Origin of the sequence: Chryseobacterium sp. CFS15 (assembly GCF_031118795.1) — a bacterium.
Taxonomy (GTDB): Bacteria; Bacteroidota; Bacteroidia; order Flavobacteriales; family Weeksellaceae; genus Chryseobacterium; species Chryseobacterium indoltheticum.
This window is the reverse complement of record NZ_JAVHYL010000001.1, coordinates 308,524-324,567: the sequence shown is the minus strand read 5'-3', so window position 1 is coordinate 324,567 and position 16,044 is coordinate 308,524. Positions and strand designations below refer to the sequence as shown.

Below are 16,044 nucleotides of genomic sequence, written 5' to 3'. Positions count from 1 at the left end.
CTTAACCACAGTAAAGCAAATTGTATGCTTTTATGATAGAAAACGATGATAAAATGAAAGATGTGGTATTTTATCTTAAATTGACCATCCCGTCTGAGAGCTGCTTCCATTGTATTTTTGATGCGCCAACCATTCCACCAAAAGCTATAAACATATTTTTTATACTGCTGATGATATCTGTATTTTGATTAGGTTTCTCATTTCTCCCGTAAATCGCCATTTTTATATAATCGGTACCTTTTGAAATTACAAAAGTAGAAGTAGTGCACAGCGAATGGTAATGTACCGTTTTACCTGCAAATTCATTTCCGGGTAATTTTGAAGGACGGCATTGCATCATTAGGCGATTGGGATTACTTTTATCGATCATATCAATGCGTACCCATTGATAATCGTCTGATTCAGTTTTATTGCTTTCTGACAATAGAATTTTAATATAATCTCCTATTATAGGTGATCTTTGTACTGGGTTTCCCGAAGAATCACATAGCGTAAATGCTACATTAATTTCTTTACAATAAGATCCCCATTTGTTTATTTCAAAGAAACGTTCTTTAAGTGCGTTATATTTTACTTCGGCTTCCTGTGCGTTTTGAATTTTTTGGATACTTTCAGTATCATGGAAACTGCCTTTTATCTGCAAAGGAATTCCAGGAACCTTCTTTGCCTTCATTGATTTTACCTGCATTAATTTATTATAGTATAATTTGTTGAAATTTTTTTTCTCTTTATAGCTTTTAGTGATTATTAAATTCACTAAAAGCTATAGCATAATATTCTTCTGTAAGTTTGATACAAAAATAATATATATCACATTGAAATGAAAATATTTGTGTTTTTTAATTGTCTTTAAATAGATAATGATTACTAATTTCTGAGAATCAATATATTAAATTAATAATATGCAATATTTTAAACTGATGTTATTTATTATAAAATAATTTTAAAATAGTAGGTTTTATTGAGATTAAAAACATTTCTAAACTGCTTAATTGATTAATGTTTAATTATTTTGTGTTTTTTAAGTTTATTTAATAATTTGAAAACTATTGAAAATGAAGAATAAAAAATAATAAGTGAAAATTTTTACAATTAATTCATGCATATATTATTATTTTGAGTATATTTGAAATGAAAATTTTTTTTTCATCATTTGTGTTTTTATTAAACCCTCCAACTCGGAGGGTTTAATTTTTTCCTACACTCCGTTTCTATTCGTCAAACTTATTTTTTAAGCTTTATACATTTTATAGTGTATACAAATAGCTGTTTTTGAAATTCTCAAAAAAATATTTTCATAACTTACAGATTAAATTACCAACACTACAAATTTTTAATTATGAGAATAGGTTTAATAGGATTTGGAAAAGCCGGAAAAGCAGTGGCAAACGTAATATTGCAAAACCCTGAATTTAGTCTTAAATGGGTTTTAAGGAGCAGCAGGAATATGGAAAATACATCTGTAAAAGAATTACTTGATGTAAAATCCAATGATAAGGCTCTTGTATTTTCTGAACAAAGTATAGAGATCAATGAACATTTTAGTAAACATCCGGTAGATGCAATTATAGATTTTTCTTCTGCAGAAAGTATTTATAAATATGGAAAAGCTGCATCTGAACATAAAATAAAAATTATTTCTGCAATTTCTCATTATGGAGATGAGGAAATAAAACTTTTAAAGGAACTTTCCAAAATAAATACGGTTTTCTGGTCACCAAATATAACTTTAGGTGTCAATTATCTTTTATTTGCAGCAAGCCTTCTTAAAAATATCGCTCCAGATGTAGATATAGAAGTTGTTGAAGAGCATTTTAAAGCAAAAAGCGGTGTCTCAGGAACTGCAATTAAAATAGCAGAAACTTTAGATATAGAGAAAGATAGTATCAGCTCAGTCCGTGCGGGAGGAATTGTAGGAAAACATGAGGTAATTTTTGGATTTCCTTATCAAACAGTGCGTTTGGTTCATGAATCGATTTCCAGAGAAGCATTCGGAAGCGGGGCACTCTTTGTGGCAAAACAACTTAAAAACTACTCAAAAGGACTTTATAATTTTGAAGACATCCTCAGACCTTTCTTCTTTGGTGATGCCAAAAATAATCTGTCATAGAACTATTTTATTATGAAAATATAGTTAATTTTTCATTTTATATAGAGTTTTAATTGTTAGATTCCGTAATTATAAAATATAGACTTCAATTAAAAATATTCGCATTTTTATAAAAAGGCACACAATATGCTTATAACAACATATAAACCTTAAAAAAATATTATTATGAAAAGCTTATTATGGTTAGTAGCCGTTATCTGTATTATTGTTTGGCTTTTAGGAATGCTGAACGTTATACCCGGAATGAGTACCAATTATTTAATTCATGTACTATTAGTAATTGCAGTAATTGTAGTTCTTTACAATATTATCTCTGGTAGAAAACCTTTAGATTAGAAAAAATAATTAATAAAATTAGAAAAGCTGAATAGTAATATTCAGCTTTTTTTATGCTAATTATAGAATTTTATTATTAAAAATTTTCGAGCTTCTAGCAAAATATATTCAATTTAAGTTTTAATTCGCCATCGAAATCTTTACGAGACAAAATATAAACTTAATAATAAACCAAGTCATTCAAAACTTAAACTAATTAATATTCAATTAATTAAAATTATTGTTTTTGATATTCTATCCTAATTATTACGTCACGATTTATAAATAGCCCCCACAATAAGTTGTTGATGAAATTTTATGATGATATATTTGTTACAGATAAAACAAGACACTTAAATCATTCATATATAATAACTTTTCATCATTCAGTTTTCATGTAGAACATCAGGGTTCTGACAATCTAGGAAAAAGAACCCTGTTCTCTACAATTCTAAATTAGACACCAGTATCACATTCTATTAATAGAAAAACCGAATCTTCTTTGAAGGTTCGGTTTTCATTTGAATACGTTTAACGTTTACAGTTAAGAATTATTTTGATCTTCGAGTTCTTTAATTCTCTTTTTAATAAAATCAGCTGGTCTTATCCCATTTTGTTCAAGGAAAATATTTGAGAAACTTTGTCTGTTGCTAAAACCGGCAGCTGAAGCAATAGACTCAATAGAATACTTTCTCCACTCTTTATCATGATAAATCTTCTGGGTTGCGTAGTTGATTCTTAAAGCATTAATATAAGTGTTGAAATTGCTTCCTTTATATTCGTTGATAACTTGTGAAAGATAAGATGTATTTGTTTTAAACTGCTCTGCGAGCTTCTTCAGCGTTATTCCCTGTTCTAAGTATCCTTGTTTATTTTCGAATGTATGAATATCATTGAGAAGCTTTTCTACAATACTGCTATCAAACTTTATATTTTTGTCCCCCGAATCAATTACTTCAGATTTTACAACAGCATCAACTACTTCATTCTGATTGCTTTCTTCAAGCTTTATTAATAATTCATCATAGTTTTTCTGGATATTCCTTTGTTTTCGGATTCTGAAGTACATTACAATTCCTAATGCTATAATAATTGCTAAACAAATAAATATGAGTAATTTACTATAAGAATTAGTTTTCTCTAAATTTTCTTTTGTCTCTAAAAGCTTCTTTGTATCATATTCTTTATAAACGCGCGTAGAAAGATGTTTAAAATCTGACGAAATTACACTATCTACCTTAAGAAGCTGATTGGTATAATACAATTCTTCTTTATGATTATTACCTTTACGATAATATTCGATTAATTCTTCATAATTGCTTCGTAATTCTGGAAGAATAAATTTATTTTTATTGAATATAGAGTCTACTTTTCTGTAATTTTCCACTTCAAGATTTTGATCACCTAGAAGCTCATAACTTTTACCCTTGTAAAAATAAATATATGAAGCCCATGTAAAATCATTAACCTTTAATAGTTCAGGTAGAGCTTTATCAAAATAATAAATTGCTTTTTTGTAATTTTTATTTTTAAATTCCGAAACGCCTAAACTTTTTGTAAAATAACTTTTTTCTAAGTAAAATTCTTTTGTCTTTGGAGTTTTTTCTGCTGCTTTTTTTAATAGACTAGCGGCTTCTGCATTCTTACCGAGCATTTGATAACAGATAATTGCCTGATGTAAAGAATTTAAATAACCTTTTGTATTATTAAACACCAAATTAACATCTATATCTCCATCAATTTTAGTTTCAAAGAAATTGATGCATTGTTGAAATATCTCTAAAGCTTCTTCATAGTAGCCTAAATAGCTTTTAACAACACCAATATGATAAATATTTCTATATTTTAAGTATTCATCCTTTGAATCTTTTAAATATTCATAAGCTTTTAGATATTCTTCTAAAGCAAACTGGAATTTTCTTTGGTTGAAATAATAAACAGATCCTTTTGTTAAATAACCGTTACCGATCAGATCATTATCTTTAGAATTTTGTGCAACAGCCAATGCACTGTCTGCATAAATCATTTTTTGATTTTCAGAGTATAAAATTGCATCTTTATATGCCTGAAAAAGCTCTGGATAATTTTTTTCTGATTTCGCTTTTTTAATATATTGATTTACAAATACAAGTGCCTTAGGATCATTTTCCTCGTAAGCCCAGTACTTTTCTCTAAGCTTTGAGTAATAATCCTGCGAATACATTATACTTATAATGAAGAAGCAGCTAAACGTAAAAATTCTTTTAAGCATCAGATATTTCTAAGAAATTTCATTCAAAAATACATAAAAACTATTTATTATAAGCTATTACAAGGCTATCAGTTTGATTATTTAACATACCATTTATTTAAATTTTTGTATTTTTGTAGGGTAAAAATTTATAAATCGTACCTGGATATATTTGCAACTAAATATATATTTAACTATTTTCGAAGAGCTTATTAAGACCAAATATAATCATTAATCCTAGAATAAAATGAAAACAAAATTTATTGCACTCAGCCTTATAGTAGCTGGAATTTGCATAGCAAGTTGTAGGCAAGACGACGAAAACCCAGCAGAAGAAACTATTCAGTCTTCATTAAAACAAGATTCTACTGAAGAGCTTCAAAAAAATGGAAATGACTCTATGGTAGTAGAAAATTCGGAAACTGATCCTCCAAGAGATGGAGCGCATTGGAAAGTGGATGAAATTAAAACTGAAAATGTAAAAGTAGATTCTACATTATTACCAAAGTTTAATCTCGACAACTCAACAGATCCTCCAAGAGATGGAGCACATTGGAAAGGAAAAGAAAACTAAAATTTTTGACAATACAAAAAAGCCGGCTGAATACTTCAGTCGGCTTTTTTTTATCAGATATCAAGGACATATTAAATTCATAATTCGTCACTAAAACATATCAGTTTTAAAGCATTTTAAGATTATTCACTTCCAATTCTGTAAGAATCCTCCAGTGACCTCTTTTGATGTTTTTCTTTGTAAGTCCTGCAAACATTACTCTGTCCAGAGCTTCTACTTCGTATCCTAATCTTTGGAAAATTCTTCTGATGACACGATTCCAACCGATATGAATTTCGATTCCGATTTCATTTTTAGGCTTTCCTTCAATAAACGAAATTTGATCAACTTCTGCAATACCTTCATCCAAACGAATTCCTTCTGCAATAAGTTTCATGTCTTCATTCGTTAATTTTTTGTCTAAGGTAACGTGATAAATTTTCTTAGAATCAAAAGATGGATGCGTCAGTTTTTTAGTCATGTGTCCGTCATTGGTCAAAAGAATAACTCCGGTTGTAGAACGGTCTAATCTTCCTACCGGGAAAACTCTGTATGGAGAAGCGTTTGCAACCAAATCCATTACCGTTTTTCTTGCTTTGTCATCTTTAGTGGTAGAAATATAACCTTTTGGCTTGTTTAAAAGCACATAAACAGGTTTTTCAGGCGTAATATTTTGTCCGTCAAATACAACTTTGTCGGTTTTTTCAACCTGGTAACCCATTTCTGTTACTACTTTTCCGTTGACTTCCACCAAACCTTGAGTAATCAACTCATCAGCTTCTCTCCTACTGCAAATTCCGGAATTGGCAATGTATTTATTAAGACGAATAGTATCTTTATGAACGTCTTTTTCAACTTTCTTGAATCTTCTTTGCTGTACAAAAGATTTTGCTTTATCCTGATCTTTATCGCTTCCTTCAGTTCCCGGTCTTCTTCCGTATTTCAGGCTGCCTCTTTCGTATTTATCTCTAACGTCAAAACTATTGGGTCTGCTACCTCCTCTTTTGGGAGCAGATTTACCGAAAGTCTTTTTCTCTTCACCTGAACTTGTAATAAATGGTTCTTGTTCAGTTTTTGAATATTTCTTATTCATTCGAGCTTGATAACTTGTATCATCACTTCTTTTAGAATCAGAATTTCTTTCTCCCGCTTTAGGGAATGACTTCTTGAAAGGTTTTGATCCGGAATCTCCAGATTTAAGAGAACGAGGGCTGTCTGAGTTTCTTGTTGAAGATCTAGGTTTTTTAGGTCTCCCTGAATTATTATTGTCTCTGCTCATTCTAAATATTTTTGCAAAGATAGTGATTTAGTTACGAGTTAGAAATTAAGAATCATAACTTTGTAGCTTAGAATAGCTTTAATTATAAAAAAATCATACGATGATTACTTTATTAGACGAAAATTTTTCGCAGCTCAATCAATTTCTGACCGAAAAATCATTCAGCAAAATTTTTATTTTGGTGGATGAAAACACACATGAATATTGCCTTCCTATATTATTAGGAAATTTGGAAACCGATATTTATTTTGAAATTCTGGAGATTGAAGCAGGTGAAGAGATGAAAAACATACAAACTGCCAATCAACTTTGGGAAATTCTTACAGAAATGCAGGCCGACCGAAAAGCTTTAATAATCAATCTTGGTGGCGGCGTGATTACCGATATGGGAGGTTTTGTAGCTTCTACTTATAAAAGAGGAATTCAGTTTATCAATATACCGACGACGCTACTTTCAATGTGTGATGCGTCTATCGGTGGTAAAACAGGAATCGATCTGATGCATTATAAAAATATGGTGGGAACATTTTCGTTTCCTGAGCAGATATACGCTTATACGCGATTTTTAGATACTCTTCCCGCAAAAGAACTGAAAAGTGGATTTGCCGAAATGTTAAAACATGGCTTAATTGCAGATAAAAAACATTGGGAAGATTTAATAAAGCTCCAGCATTTAGATCCTGTTGGGGTTGAGCCTCTTATTCCGCAGTCAATGGAAATTAAGCAAGAAGTTGTGAATGCTGATTTTCATGAGAAAAATGTAAGAAAGACTTTAAACTTTGGTCATACCATCGGTCATGCTATCGAAAGTTTATGTCTTCAAAGCGAAAATCCTATTCTTCATGGCGAAGCAGTTGCGTTGGGAATGATTTGCGAAAGCCATCTTTCTTATCTTGAAGGTTTAATTTCGAAAGAAGATTCAGAATTAATCATAGAAAATATCCAGCGCTATTTCTGTTTTATTGATTTGAGCGGTTTTAAGGATGAAGATATTTTCAATTTATTATTAAATGATAAGAAGAATACTGATGCAAAAATCAATTTTTCTTTGCTTTCAGCAATCGGTTCTTGTATTTATGATCACGAATGCAGTACCGAAAACATTCAAAAATCAATTAATTATTACAAAACATTGAGTGAATTTTAAGTTTTAAACTAAATTTTTAGATTTAAATTTAAATAATTGTTATTTATAGCATATTAATTAATTTGAATTTAATTAGTTCATATTCATTATGTTACGCTTTAAGCCATTCATTATTGTGAATGGTTTTTTAATGTTTTAAACATTCTTCAAATTTTGGCAAACAATTTGAAAGATACGACTCGTCAAACTCAAAAGTTTGGTAGTAAAATTTAAAATTAGAATTAGTAAAATATTAAAAAATTTAAGTTATGAAAAAGTTAATTTTAGGAATCGCAGTTTTGTCAACATCTTTGGCATTTGCTCAGACTACAACGACAACCACAACTAGACCAATGTCTTCTTCAGATGTAAGATTTGGTATTAAAGCTGGTATGAACGTTTCTTCATTATCAAAAAATGAAACTTTAGAAGATCAAGGATCAAAAATCGGTTTTAATGCAGGTGTATTTGCTAATATCCCGGTTGCAGAATCATTTAGTATTCAGCCAGAGGTTTTATACTCTCAATATGGTGACAAATATGATTATGTAGTAGCAGGAAACAGATATTCTTATGCAAACCACCTAGATTATGTTACAGTTCCAGTAATGTTTCAATACAATTTTATTCCAAATTTATATGTAGAAGCAGGTCCGGAATTTGGTTTCATGGTTAGTGCAAAAAACAAAGCTAAAAACGAAACTAATAATGATGTATTAGCTGAATCAGGAAACTACAAAGATAATTTTAATACATTCAACGTAGGTATTGGTTTAGGTGCTGGATATTATTTCACAGATAATATAGGTATTACAGCAAGATATGTTGCAGGTGTAACAGATATTGCTAAAGACAGACCAGCTAATTCGGATGCTGTAAGAAACAATGCTTTCCAAGTAGGTTTAGCTTACAAATTCTAAGAAAAGAACAATCTTATTTCAATAGAAAAGGTCAGACTTAATTGTAAGTCTGACCTTTTAATATTTAGATATTTAAATCTTAATTAAATAATTCTATTTCTTCTCCTTTTGCTACAGGATATTCTTCTGTAAAACATCCGAAACAATGGTTTGAAGAACCTAAAATTTCTTTTAAATTATCAGTACTTAAAAACTCCAAAGAGTCTACTCCCAAATAATCTCTCAACTGTTCTGTTGTCATATTGGCAGAAATCAAATCGTCTTTCGATGGTGTATCTATCCCCAAATAGCAAGGTGCAATGATTGGTGGAGAAACACTTCTAAAGTGAATTTCTTTAACGCCTGCTTCTTTTAAAATTTTAACCAATCTCTTAGAAGTTGTTCCTCGAACGATTGAATCGTCGATGATTACTACTCTTTTGTCTTTGATCTCAGAAATAATAGGATTCAGTTTCAGATTAACGATTCTTTCTCTCATTTCCTGAGTAGGAACGATGAAACTTCTTCCGATATATCTGTTTTTAATCAAAACCGGGCGGAAAGGTATTCCTGAAGCTTTAGAAAAACCAATTGCAGCCGGAACTCCAGAATCTGGAACTCCAATTACGATATCAGCCTCTACCGGAGCCTGTTCCCAGATTTTTTCACCAGATTTTTCTCTGATCTCGTAAACATTGATATTTTCTAAAGTAGAATCGGGTCTTGCAAAATAAATATATTCAAAAGAACAAATTCTCTGCTTCCCTCTTTCCTCATTTACCATGTAAGAATTTAATTTTCCAGGTTCGTTTTCATTGGTATAAATGATTTCTCCCGGTAAAATATCTCTTACATATTGAGCTCCCACTGCATCTAAAGCTACAGATTCTGAAGCAACAACATATGTTTTCTCATCAACAGCTCCTAAAACCAAAGGTCTGATTCCGTTGAAGTCTCTGAATGCAAAGAATTTGTTTCTTGTCATCCCAACAACAGAATATGCACCTTCAATTTTCTCCATCGTTGCTTTAATGGCACCACGAAGTCCAAGGTCAAGATTTTTTTGAATTAATCTTAAAATAACCTCAGAATCTGAAGTCGCTCTGAAAACTACACCTTCAGCTTCCAGTTCATTCTTTAATTCTTTCGCATTGGTTAAGTTACCATTGTGAGCAATAGAAAGTATAATCTGGTCATATTCGTTTTTGGCAAAAAATGGCTGGAAATTATACTTCTTTTTATCTCCTGCAGTCGTGTAACGAGTGTGTCCGATTGCAGAATTTCCCATAAAAGTTTCAGGTTCCTGAATCTCCTTATAAACATCCAAAACCAGACCTTCATCTTTCATGTTGGTAATCTTTCCGTCTTTAAGAACAGAAATACCACAAGCTTCCTGACCTCTGTGCTGAAGCGCAAAAAGCCCAAACTGAGAAAGAGAAAACGTATCCAGATCGTTATCAGAATACATCCCAAAGATCCCGCACTCCTCGTTTGGAGCATCCAGTCTTTCTTCTTCCTGCGTTCTGAAAAGATTTCTTCCGTAGGTTTGAGTTTCAAACTGTTTTAAATATTCACTTTTATGAATGTCTAAACTTTTCATTTCTATTTTTTCTAAATTAGAAGTTAGATATTAGATGTTAGAAATTAGTCTAAGTTAACTTCAATTATAATTTTAAACTTGTCTTCAATGAATAAATCATTTTCTGTATCTCAGCTAAAAGTTCTTTTAAAGGAACTATTTTAGTTTCGGAAATAAAATTTAAATCTATTAATAATTGTAACTGTGTTTGTAATTCGTACGTAGAACCAAACGCAATTCCAAGAAATTGATAAAATTCGTTCTTATTATTTCTTCCTGCTCCTTCTGCAATATTGGAAGGTATCGAAACTGCACATCTTCTGATTTGAGAAAGTAAGCCAAACCTTTCTTCATTTGGCAATTCAGCAGTAACCAGATAAACTTCTTTTACTAAAGTCATTGATTTACTCCAAACTTTCAAATCTTCAATTCGGTGCGATTTCATACTAAATTCTAATATCTAACTTCTAACTTCTCAAACTTTACTTGTTAAGTAAAGTTTTCAATCTATTGTAGATCTCAACATAAGCTTCAGTAACTTCTCCAAGATCTCTTCTGAATCTGTCTTTGTCTAATTTCTTCATCGTATCTTTATCCCAAAGTCTGCAAGTATCAGGAGAAATTTCGTCAGCAAGAATGATCTCTCCGTCTGAAGTTTTTCCTAATTCTATTTTGAAATCAACCAATATAATATTCATTTTGTCGAAAAGATCGATCAAAATTTCGTTGATTTTTCCTGTCAATGCATACATTTCGTTTAGTTCTTCATAAGTAGCTGCACCCAAGAAAACTGCATGGTGATCGTTGATTAGCGGATCTCCCAATTCGTCTTTTTTGTAGCAGATATCGAAGATGGTAACCGGAGATTTAATTCCTTCCTCAACTCCTAATCTCTGAGCCATGCTTCCTGCAGAATAGTTTCTTACGACCATTTCCAAAGGAATAATTGATACTTTCTTTACCAATTGCTCTCTTTCGTCTAGTTGTTTGATGAAATGAGTTCTAATTCCTTTTTCATTTAAATATTCAAAAATAAGAGTGGTGATGGCATTGTTCATTTCACCTTTTAAATCTACAGATCCTCTTTTTTGAGCATTAAACGCTGTTGCATCGTCTTTGAAACGTACTACAACTTCTTCAGGATTTTCGGTTGCAAATACTTGTTTTGCTTTACCTTCATACAGCATTTCTAGCTTTTGACTCATAATTTTTACTTTTTTTTACTTTAGAAAACCTTGAATCAAAGGTTTTCAGTTATAATTAGATTTATATACTTTTACTTAATTAAAATTCCTGCTAAAACAGCGATTCCAAAACTTAATAATGTACCGATCAATACATATTCTGTCAGTTTTCTTTGTTTTGCCTGTGCCAGATCACTGAATCTGAAAACAGATTTTGCAGCGACCATAAAACCGACTCCTTCCCAATGATTGACTACAATAAATGCGAAAACCAATAACCGTTCTAAAATCCCGATGTATTTTCCGGCACTCGATAAAGATTCGCTTTGCAAATTATTTTCTCCTTCGCTCACGGGAGTCCAAGATGATAACAATAGTTTAATAAAAATTGAAGCTGGCGATGTTAAAAACAAAGCAGCCATTAAAATTTTCAAAAATTCCTGATCTTTTAGAAATTCAAAATTAAATTCACTGAAATAAAGAGAAATTCCTCCGATAACAGCGACATGAAGAGCCTGATCTATAAAGAACCACGCCTTTTTTGTCTGAATATTCTGAAAAATAAGTTTACAGGCATCAATAATGAAATGAGAAATTCCCACTAAAACAGCTACCCACCAAAGTTTAAGATCCCAAAGGAAAATAAAACTTAAAACAGTGTGAATAAGCACATGAAAATATAAATATGAACTTTTCAGTTTACGGTTCTCTTTATCTGCAACCCAAGAATTTGGCTGAAGAATAAAATCTCCGAGTAAATGTGCCAATATGAGTTGAATAAAAATCATGCTTACAGTTCTGAAATTTTCTTTTTAAAATAATGATTGGTTTCTACGATCAGTTCGTAGTTTGCACGCTTCAGCCTTTGGCTGATTGAGGACTGTGAAATGGTAAATTTTTTGGCAAGATCTTCTTGTGTATAATCTTGATTCATTATCATTTCGTGGATGATTTCGGCAGTTGCCATCGTCCAGTTATCAAAATCTTTGGATGCCCATTTTAATAAAATATTGAGATCACGGTCTATAGCATCATTGGAAGTTTTGATGGAAACAGTGTCGCCATCACTCTTCAGATCATTCAATAATCTTCCGGAATTCACATAGGCGGAACCGTTGGATTCTGTAATTTTTTCGGATGAGAAACTTTCTTCTCCAATTCCAATCGCAATTCTTACGTCTAAATTTTCCTGACTTTTTATAAGAGATTTGATAGCTAAGAAATGCCAAAAAACATCATCGATATTACATTTAAATTGAAATTCGTCGCCTCTGTAGATTTCCCATGTTTCAGGAGCACTTCCCCACTTATCGAGAAGATTTTTAAGCTTGGTAATCCAAACTTCAGTATCTGCATGCTGTGAATTTATAACATCACCGGTAATGACCGCTATCATTTTGCAAATATAATCATTATTACTTATAAATAAAAAATATAAGCAGATTTGATTATAAGTAATAAATATTAGCTTTTTTGCTTATAAATTTTATAAACAAAAAACTTCGCTCAAAGTTGAACGAAGTTGTACAGTTTGTATTTAAATTTAATCCTACTTCTTAACAAACTGATAAGCTTTATCATCAAGTTTCAACAAGTAAGAACCTCTTTTTAAATTCTGCACAGAAATATTTTTCTTGTTTTTAAATGGCGTTTTCTCGCTATAAATTAATTGCCCTGAATAATCTAAAATCTGTGCATTCTGAACATTTTCAGTTTTTCCACTTACAAAAATGTTTTCATGAACCGGATTCGGATAGATTTTAAACTCTTGTCCAGTAAATAATTCGGTTTCAGAAGTAGCTAATATTCCTAAATTTTGGCAGTAATTGCTTGCATAAGAATCCCATTCATTACTATTGAAAGTTGAAGTTGGCTGAGTAACAGTATTTTTTCTATACAGAGAGATGTTTGCATTGGTGTTGCTTGCAAATTTAATTCCTATAGCATCAATTGTCGTTGAATTATAGGCTAACTCTACATATTGAGTTCCGGTAAAAGTTAAAGCTTCACCCGCAGTTAGAAATAAAGCATCATTGTTTGTAACGCATGAAAGTGCCGATTTTGGATTGAGGATGATAAAACTTTCGTTATTCTGAATTTTGCCTTCAAGTTCAAAACTCCCTGCGAAATAATAGGAATCCGTTATGCTATTATAATACTGTGTTCTGATACTGTAATTGTTTAAATTAACTTCATGACCGGTTTTATTTAAGATCTCCAAAGCTTTGTTGTTGTCTGTTCCTTCAATATATTTTGTAATTAAAAGATCTTTAGAATTTGAATCTGTTGCAAGTGTAGATACAGTTGCAGTATTGCTGTCTGCAGATTGTAGATAACCCTGATCATACGCTCGTACAGTAAATGCATAAGATGTTGCAGGATTTAAATGATCAATAACAAGAGATGTTGATTTTGTAGTTGCTAAAAAAACTCCATTCTGATAAACATGATATCCTATGACGTCTGTACTAGCGCTTGGCGACCATGCTATGTTTGTATAATAAGCTCCGGATTGGGTAATAGTTAAATTGGCAGGAGGTTGTGGCGCGACTGCGTCTGGAGTCTGTACCCAAATTGCATTAACCCATTGCGGGTTGTCAATAAAGGGGTTTCTGTTATTCTGAATAGCATATACCGCATTGTTTCTACTGATTTCTCTCTGAGAAACCGGGTCTTGTGTATGCCATTGAATAAGCATTGAAATATAAGCAGGATCAAATGCACGCTCTGCTGTTCCGTCAAAAGGTGAACGATCTATTGCAGGATTAATATTAGTGGAATAATTAAATACCGGCAATTTGCTTTCGTATCTCACTGCAAAATAGAGCAGCATTCTTGCAATATCTCCTTTAAATTCATTTATTGGCTCATAAACCCTATTGGTATATACATAATTTGGAATAGCGCTGTTGGCAATTTTTGATGTATTGCTAAAAGTATAGTGAATGGTGGAGTTCCCTATTCCGTAAGGATAATTGTTTCTCAATTGATTGATCCTTGCATCTGTAGGAATTACAAAATGCAAGTCTGAATACATCGGATAATTACTGTTAAAAGTGCTTTGAGGTACGGCATGCTCTCTATTATAGCCTAGCCCCTCGGCACCGGAAGTGCTGATCAGGTTTGCAGAAGTATATTCGTAGGCGTCCGGACCTGTCGGGATTTCGGAATACATGTCCAGTAAAACTGTTGTATTACCAGATCCGTGATCATAATATTGATCTAAATCGGTTTGATTGTATAAATTAGGCAAGTCACTGTAACCCCAGTTGACATTTTTTGTTGCAGTAATTTCATGAAGCTTAGATTTTAAAGCATAACCTGTCAATCCTGTTGTTCCATCATAATATCCCGCCGGAATTTGTGCTGAAACGTAAACAGATATAAAAAATATAGGTAGTAAAAGTTTTTTCATGTGTAAAAAATTGGATAGCTAAAGTAAGAAATAAACATGCGGAATACCAATTAATAAGATTAATATATTATTAACAATTTAAATTTAATTTACTGACAATTAATTACTTATTTGCTGCAACTTATCTTCAAAACAAAATATTTTCGTATTTCGGCAATTTAAGTATCTTTGGGACATAACTATACATGTAATATGAACACAGAAACGATTAACAACATCAAAATGATCGCGGAAACAGCAAAGGAATTTGCTGAAAAGAATATCAGACCCAATATTATGGAGTGGGACGAAAGTCAGACTTTTCCTAAAGAGCTATTTCACCAGTTAGGAGATATGGGTTTTATGGGAATTGTGATTCCTGAAGAATATGGTGGTTCTGGTCTTGGCTATCATGAGTATGTTGCTATTCTGGATGAAATTTCTCAGGTAGATCCTTCAATTGGATTATCAGTTGCGGCACACAATTCATTGTGTACCAATCATATCTATGAATTTGGAAATGAAGAACAAAGAAACAAATGGCTTCCACAGTTAGCTACCGGTAAAGTAATAGGAGCTTGGGGGCTTACAGAGCACAATACAGGATCAGATTCTGGAGGAATGTCTACTACAGCTGTAAAAGATGGTGACGAGTGGATAATCAACGGAGCTAAAAACTTTATCACTCATGCAATTTCTGGTGATATCGCTGTGGTAATGACGAGAACTGGAGAAATTGGAGCTAAAAATAATTCTACTGCTTTCGTTTTAGAAAAAGGAATGGCTGGTTTTACTTCAGGTAAAAAAGAAAACAAACTTGGGATGAGAGCTTCAGAAACGGCAGAACTTATTTTTGACAACGTTCGTGTTTCAGATGCTAACCGTTTAGGTGAAGTAGGTGAAGGTTTCAAGCAGGCGATGAAAATTCTTGACGGTGGTAGAATTTCTATTGCTGCGTTAAGTTTAGGAACGGCAAGAGGAGCTTATAAAGCAGCTTTAAAATATGCTAAAGAAAGAAAACAGTTCGGAAAATCTATTTCAGAATTCCAGGCGATCAACTTTATGTTGGCTGATATGGCAACAGAAATTGATGCAGCAGAATTATTGATCCAGAGAGCTTCTACGCTGAAAAATGCAAAACAGAAAATGACCAAAGAAGGGGCAATGGCAAAATTGTATGCTTCTGAGGCATGTGTTAGAATTTCTAACAATGCAGTTCAGATTTTTGGAGGTTACGGGTATACAAAAGATTTCCCGGCTGAGAAATACTACAGAGATTCTAAGCTTTGTACGATTGGTGAAGGTACTTCAGAAATTCAGAGAATGGTTATTGGTAGAGATATCACAAAATAATTTTTTGGGTTAATTTACCTTA

Annotated in this window: 15 protein-coding genes; 6 read left to right on the top strand and 9 right to left on the bottom strand. The window is 32.0% G+C overall.

Annotated features, from left to right (window positions below):
• Positions 1-70: 70 nt before the first annotated feature.
• Positions 71-688 carry a hypothetical protein gene (locus tag OH814_RS01555; RefSeq protein ID WP_308826841.1) on the bottom strand — a complete coding sequence of 206 codons (618 nt, stop codon included), beginning with the start codon at positions 686-688 and terminating at the stop codon, positions 71-73.
• Between the two features lie 651 nt (positions 689-1,339).
• On the opposite strand from OH814_RS01555, the gene OH814_RS01550 reads away from it, so the two are divergent.
• Complete coding sequence (locus tag OH814_RS01550) at positions 1,340-2,110, top strand: dihydrodipicolinate reductase C-terminal domain-containing protein (protein ID WP_308826840.1); 771 nt, start codon at positions 1,340-1,342, stop codon at positions 2,108-2,110.
• 165 nt (positions 2,111-2,275) lie between these two features.
• A complete protein-coding gene (locus OH814_RS01545; protein WP_115596431.1) occupies positions 2,276-2,446 on the top strand; it encodes a lmo0937 family membrane protein in 171 nt (56 codons plus the stop codon).
• Positions 2,447-2,969: 523 nt separating this feature from the next.
• On the opposite strand, the gene OH814_RS01540 is transcribed toward OH814_RS01545, so the two are convergent.
• Positions 2,970-4,628 (bottom strand): helix-turn-helix domain-containing protein, encoded by a 1,659-nt coding sequence (locus tag OH814_RS01540; protein ID WP_308826839.1) that lies wholly within the window; start codon positions 4,626-4,628, stop codon positions 2,970-2,972.
• Positions 4,629-4,902: 274 nt separating this feature from the next.
• Here OH814_RS01540 and OH814_RS01535 point away from each other — a divergent pair, with 274 nt between their 5' ends.
• Positions 4,903-5,229: a hypothetical protein gene (locus OH814_RS01535; protein WP_279196053.1), complete on the top strand. Its 327-nt coding sequence runs from the start codon at positions 4,903-4,905 to the stop codon at positions 5,227-5,229.
• 106 nt (positions 5,230-5,335) lie between these two features.
• Here the strand turns inward: OH814_RS01535 and OH814_RS01530 are convergent, their stop codons facing one another.
• Complete coding sequence (locus tag OH814_RS01530) at positions 5,336-6,487, bottom strand: pseudouridine synthase (RefSeq protein ID WP_228421271.1); 1,152 nt, start codon at positions 6,485-6,487, stop codon at positions 5,336-5,338.
• 100 nt (positions 6,488-6,587) lie between these two features.
• Here OH814_RS01530 and aroB point away from each other — a divergent pair, with 100 nt between their 5' ends.
• Both aroB and OH814_RS01520 read left to right on the top strand, forming a co-directional pair.
• The gene (gene aroB, locus OH814_RS01525) at positions 6,588-7,634 is read left to right on the top strand and encodes a 3-dehydroquinate synthase (RefSeq protein WP_308826838.1); all 1,047 of its coding nucleotides are present in this window, start codon (positions 6,588-6,590) and stop codon (positions 7,632-7,634) included.
• Positions 7,635-7,882: 248 nt separating this feature from the next.
• On the top strand, positions 7,883-8,533 hold the full coding sequence (locus OH814_RS01520; protein ID WP_115619022.1) for a porin family protein: 651 nt from the start codon (positions 7,883-7,885) through the stop codon (positions 8,531-8,533).
• 79 nt (positions 8,534-8,612) lie between these two features.
• Here OH814_RS01520 and purF read toward each other — a convergent pair whose 3' ends face one another.
• The 6 genes from purF to OH814_RS01490 form a co-directional block, all read right to left on the bottom strand.
• Positions 8,613-10,112, bottom strand: coding sequence for an amidophosphoribosyltransferase (gene purF, locus OH814_RS01515; RefSeq protein ID WP_076558420.1), 1,500 nt, complete (start codon positions 10,110-10,112; stop codon positions 8,613-8,615).
• 64 nt (positions 10,113-10,176) lie between these two features.
• Positions 10,177-10,536, bottom strand: a complete 360-nt coding sequence (locus tag OH814_RS01510; protein WP_115619023.1) for a four helix bundle protein — start codon at positions 10,534-10,536, stop codon at positions 10,177-10,179.
• A 37-nt stretch (positions 10,537-10,573) separates the two neighbouring features.
• Positions 10,574-11,296, bottom strand: a complete 723-nt coding sequence (purC, locus tag OH814_RS01505; protein ID WP_076558416.1) for a phosphoribosylaminoimidazolesuccinocarboxamide synthase — start codon at positions 11,294-11,296, stop codon at positions 10,574-10,576.
• Between the two features lie 71 nt (positions 11,297-11,367).
• Positions 11,368-12,063, bottom strand: coding sequence for a DUF3307 domain-containing protein (locus OH814_RS01500; protein WP_308826837.1), 696 nt, complete (start codon positions 12,061-12,063; stop codon positions 11,368-11,370).
• Positions 12,064-12,065: 2 nt separating this feature from the next.
• The gene (locus tag OH814_RS01495) at positions 12,066-12,671 is read right to left on the bottom strand and encodes a SatD family protein (RefSeq protein WP_308826836.1); all 606 of its coding nucleotides are present in this window, start codon (positions 12,669-12,671) and stop codon (positions 12,066-12,068) included.
• A 153-nt stretch (positions 12,672-12,824) separates the two neighbouring features.
• The gene (locus OH814_RS01490) at positions 12,825-14,690 is read right to left on the bottom strand and encodes an endonuclease (RefSeq protein WP_308826835.1); all 1,866 of its coding nucleotides are present in this window, start codon (positions 14,688-14,690) and stop codon (positions 12,825-12,827) included.
• Positions 14,691-14,882: 192 nt separating this feature from the next.
• On the opposite strand from OH814_RS01490, the gene OH814_RS01485 reads away from it, so the two are divergent.
• Entirely contained in the window at positions 14,883-16,022 is a 1,140-nt protein-coding gene (locus tag OH814_RS01485; RefSeq protein WP_076558408.1) for an acyl-CoA dehydrogenase family protein, read from the top strand.
• Positions 16,023-16,044: the final 22 nt, after the last annotated feature.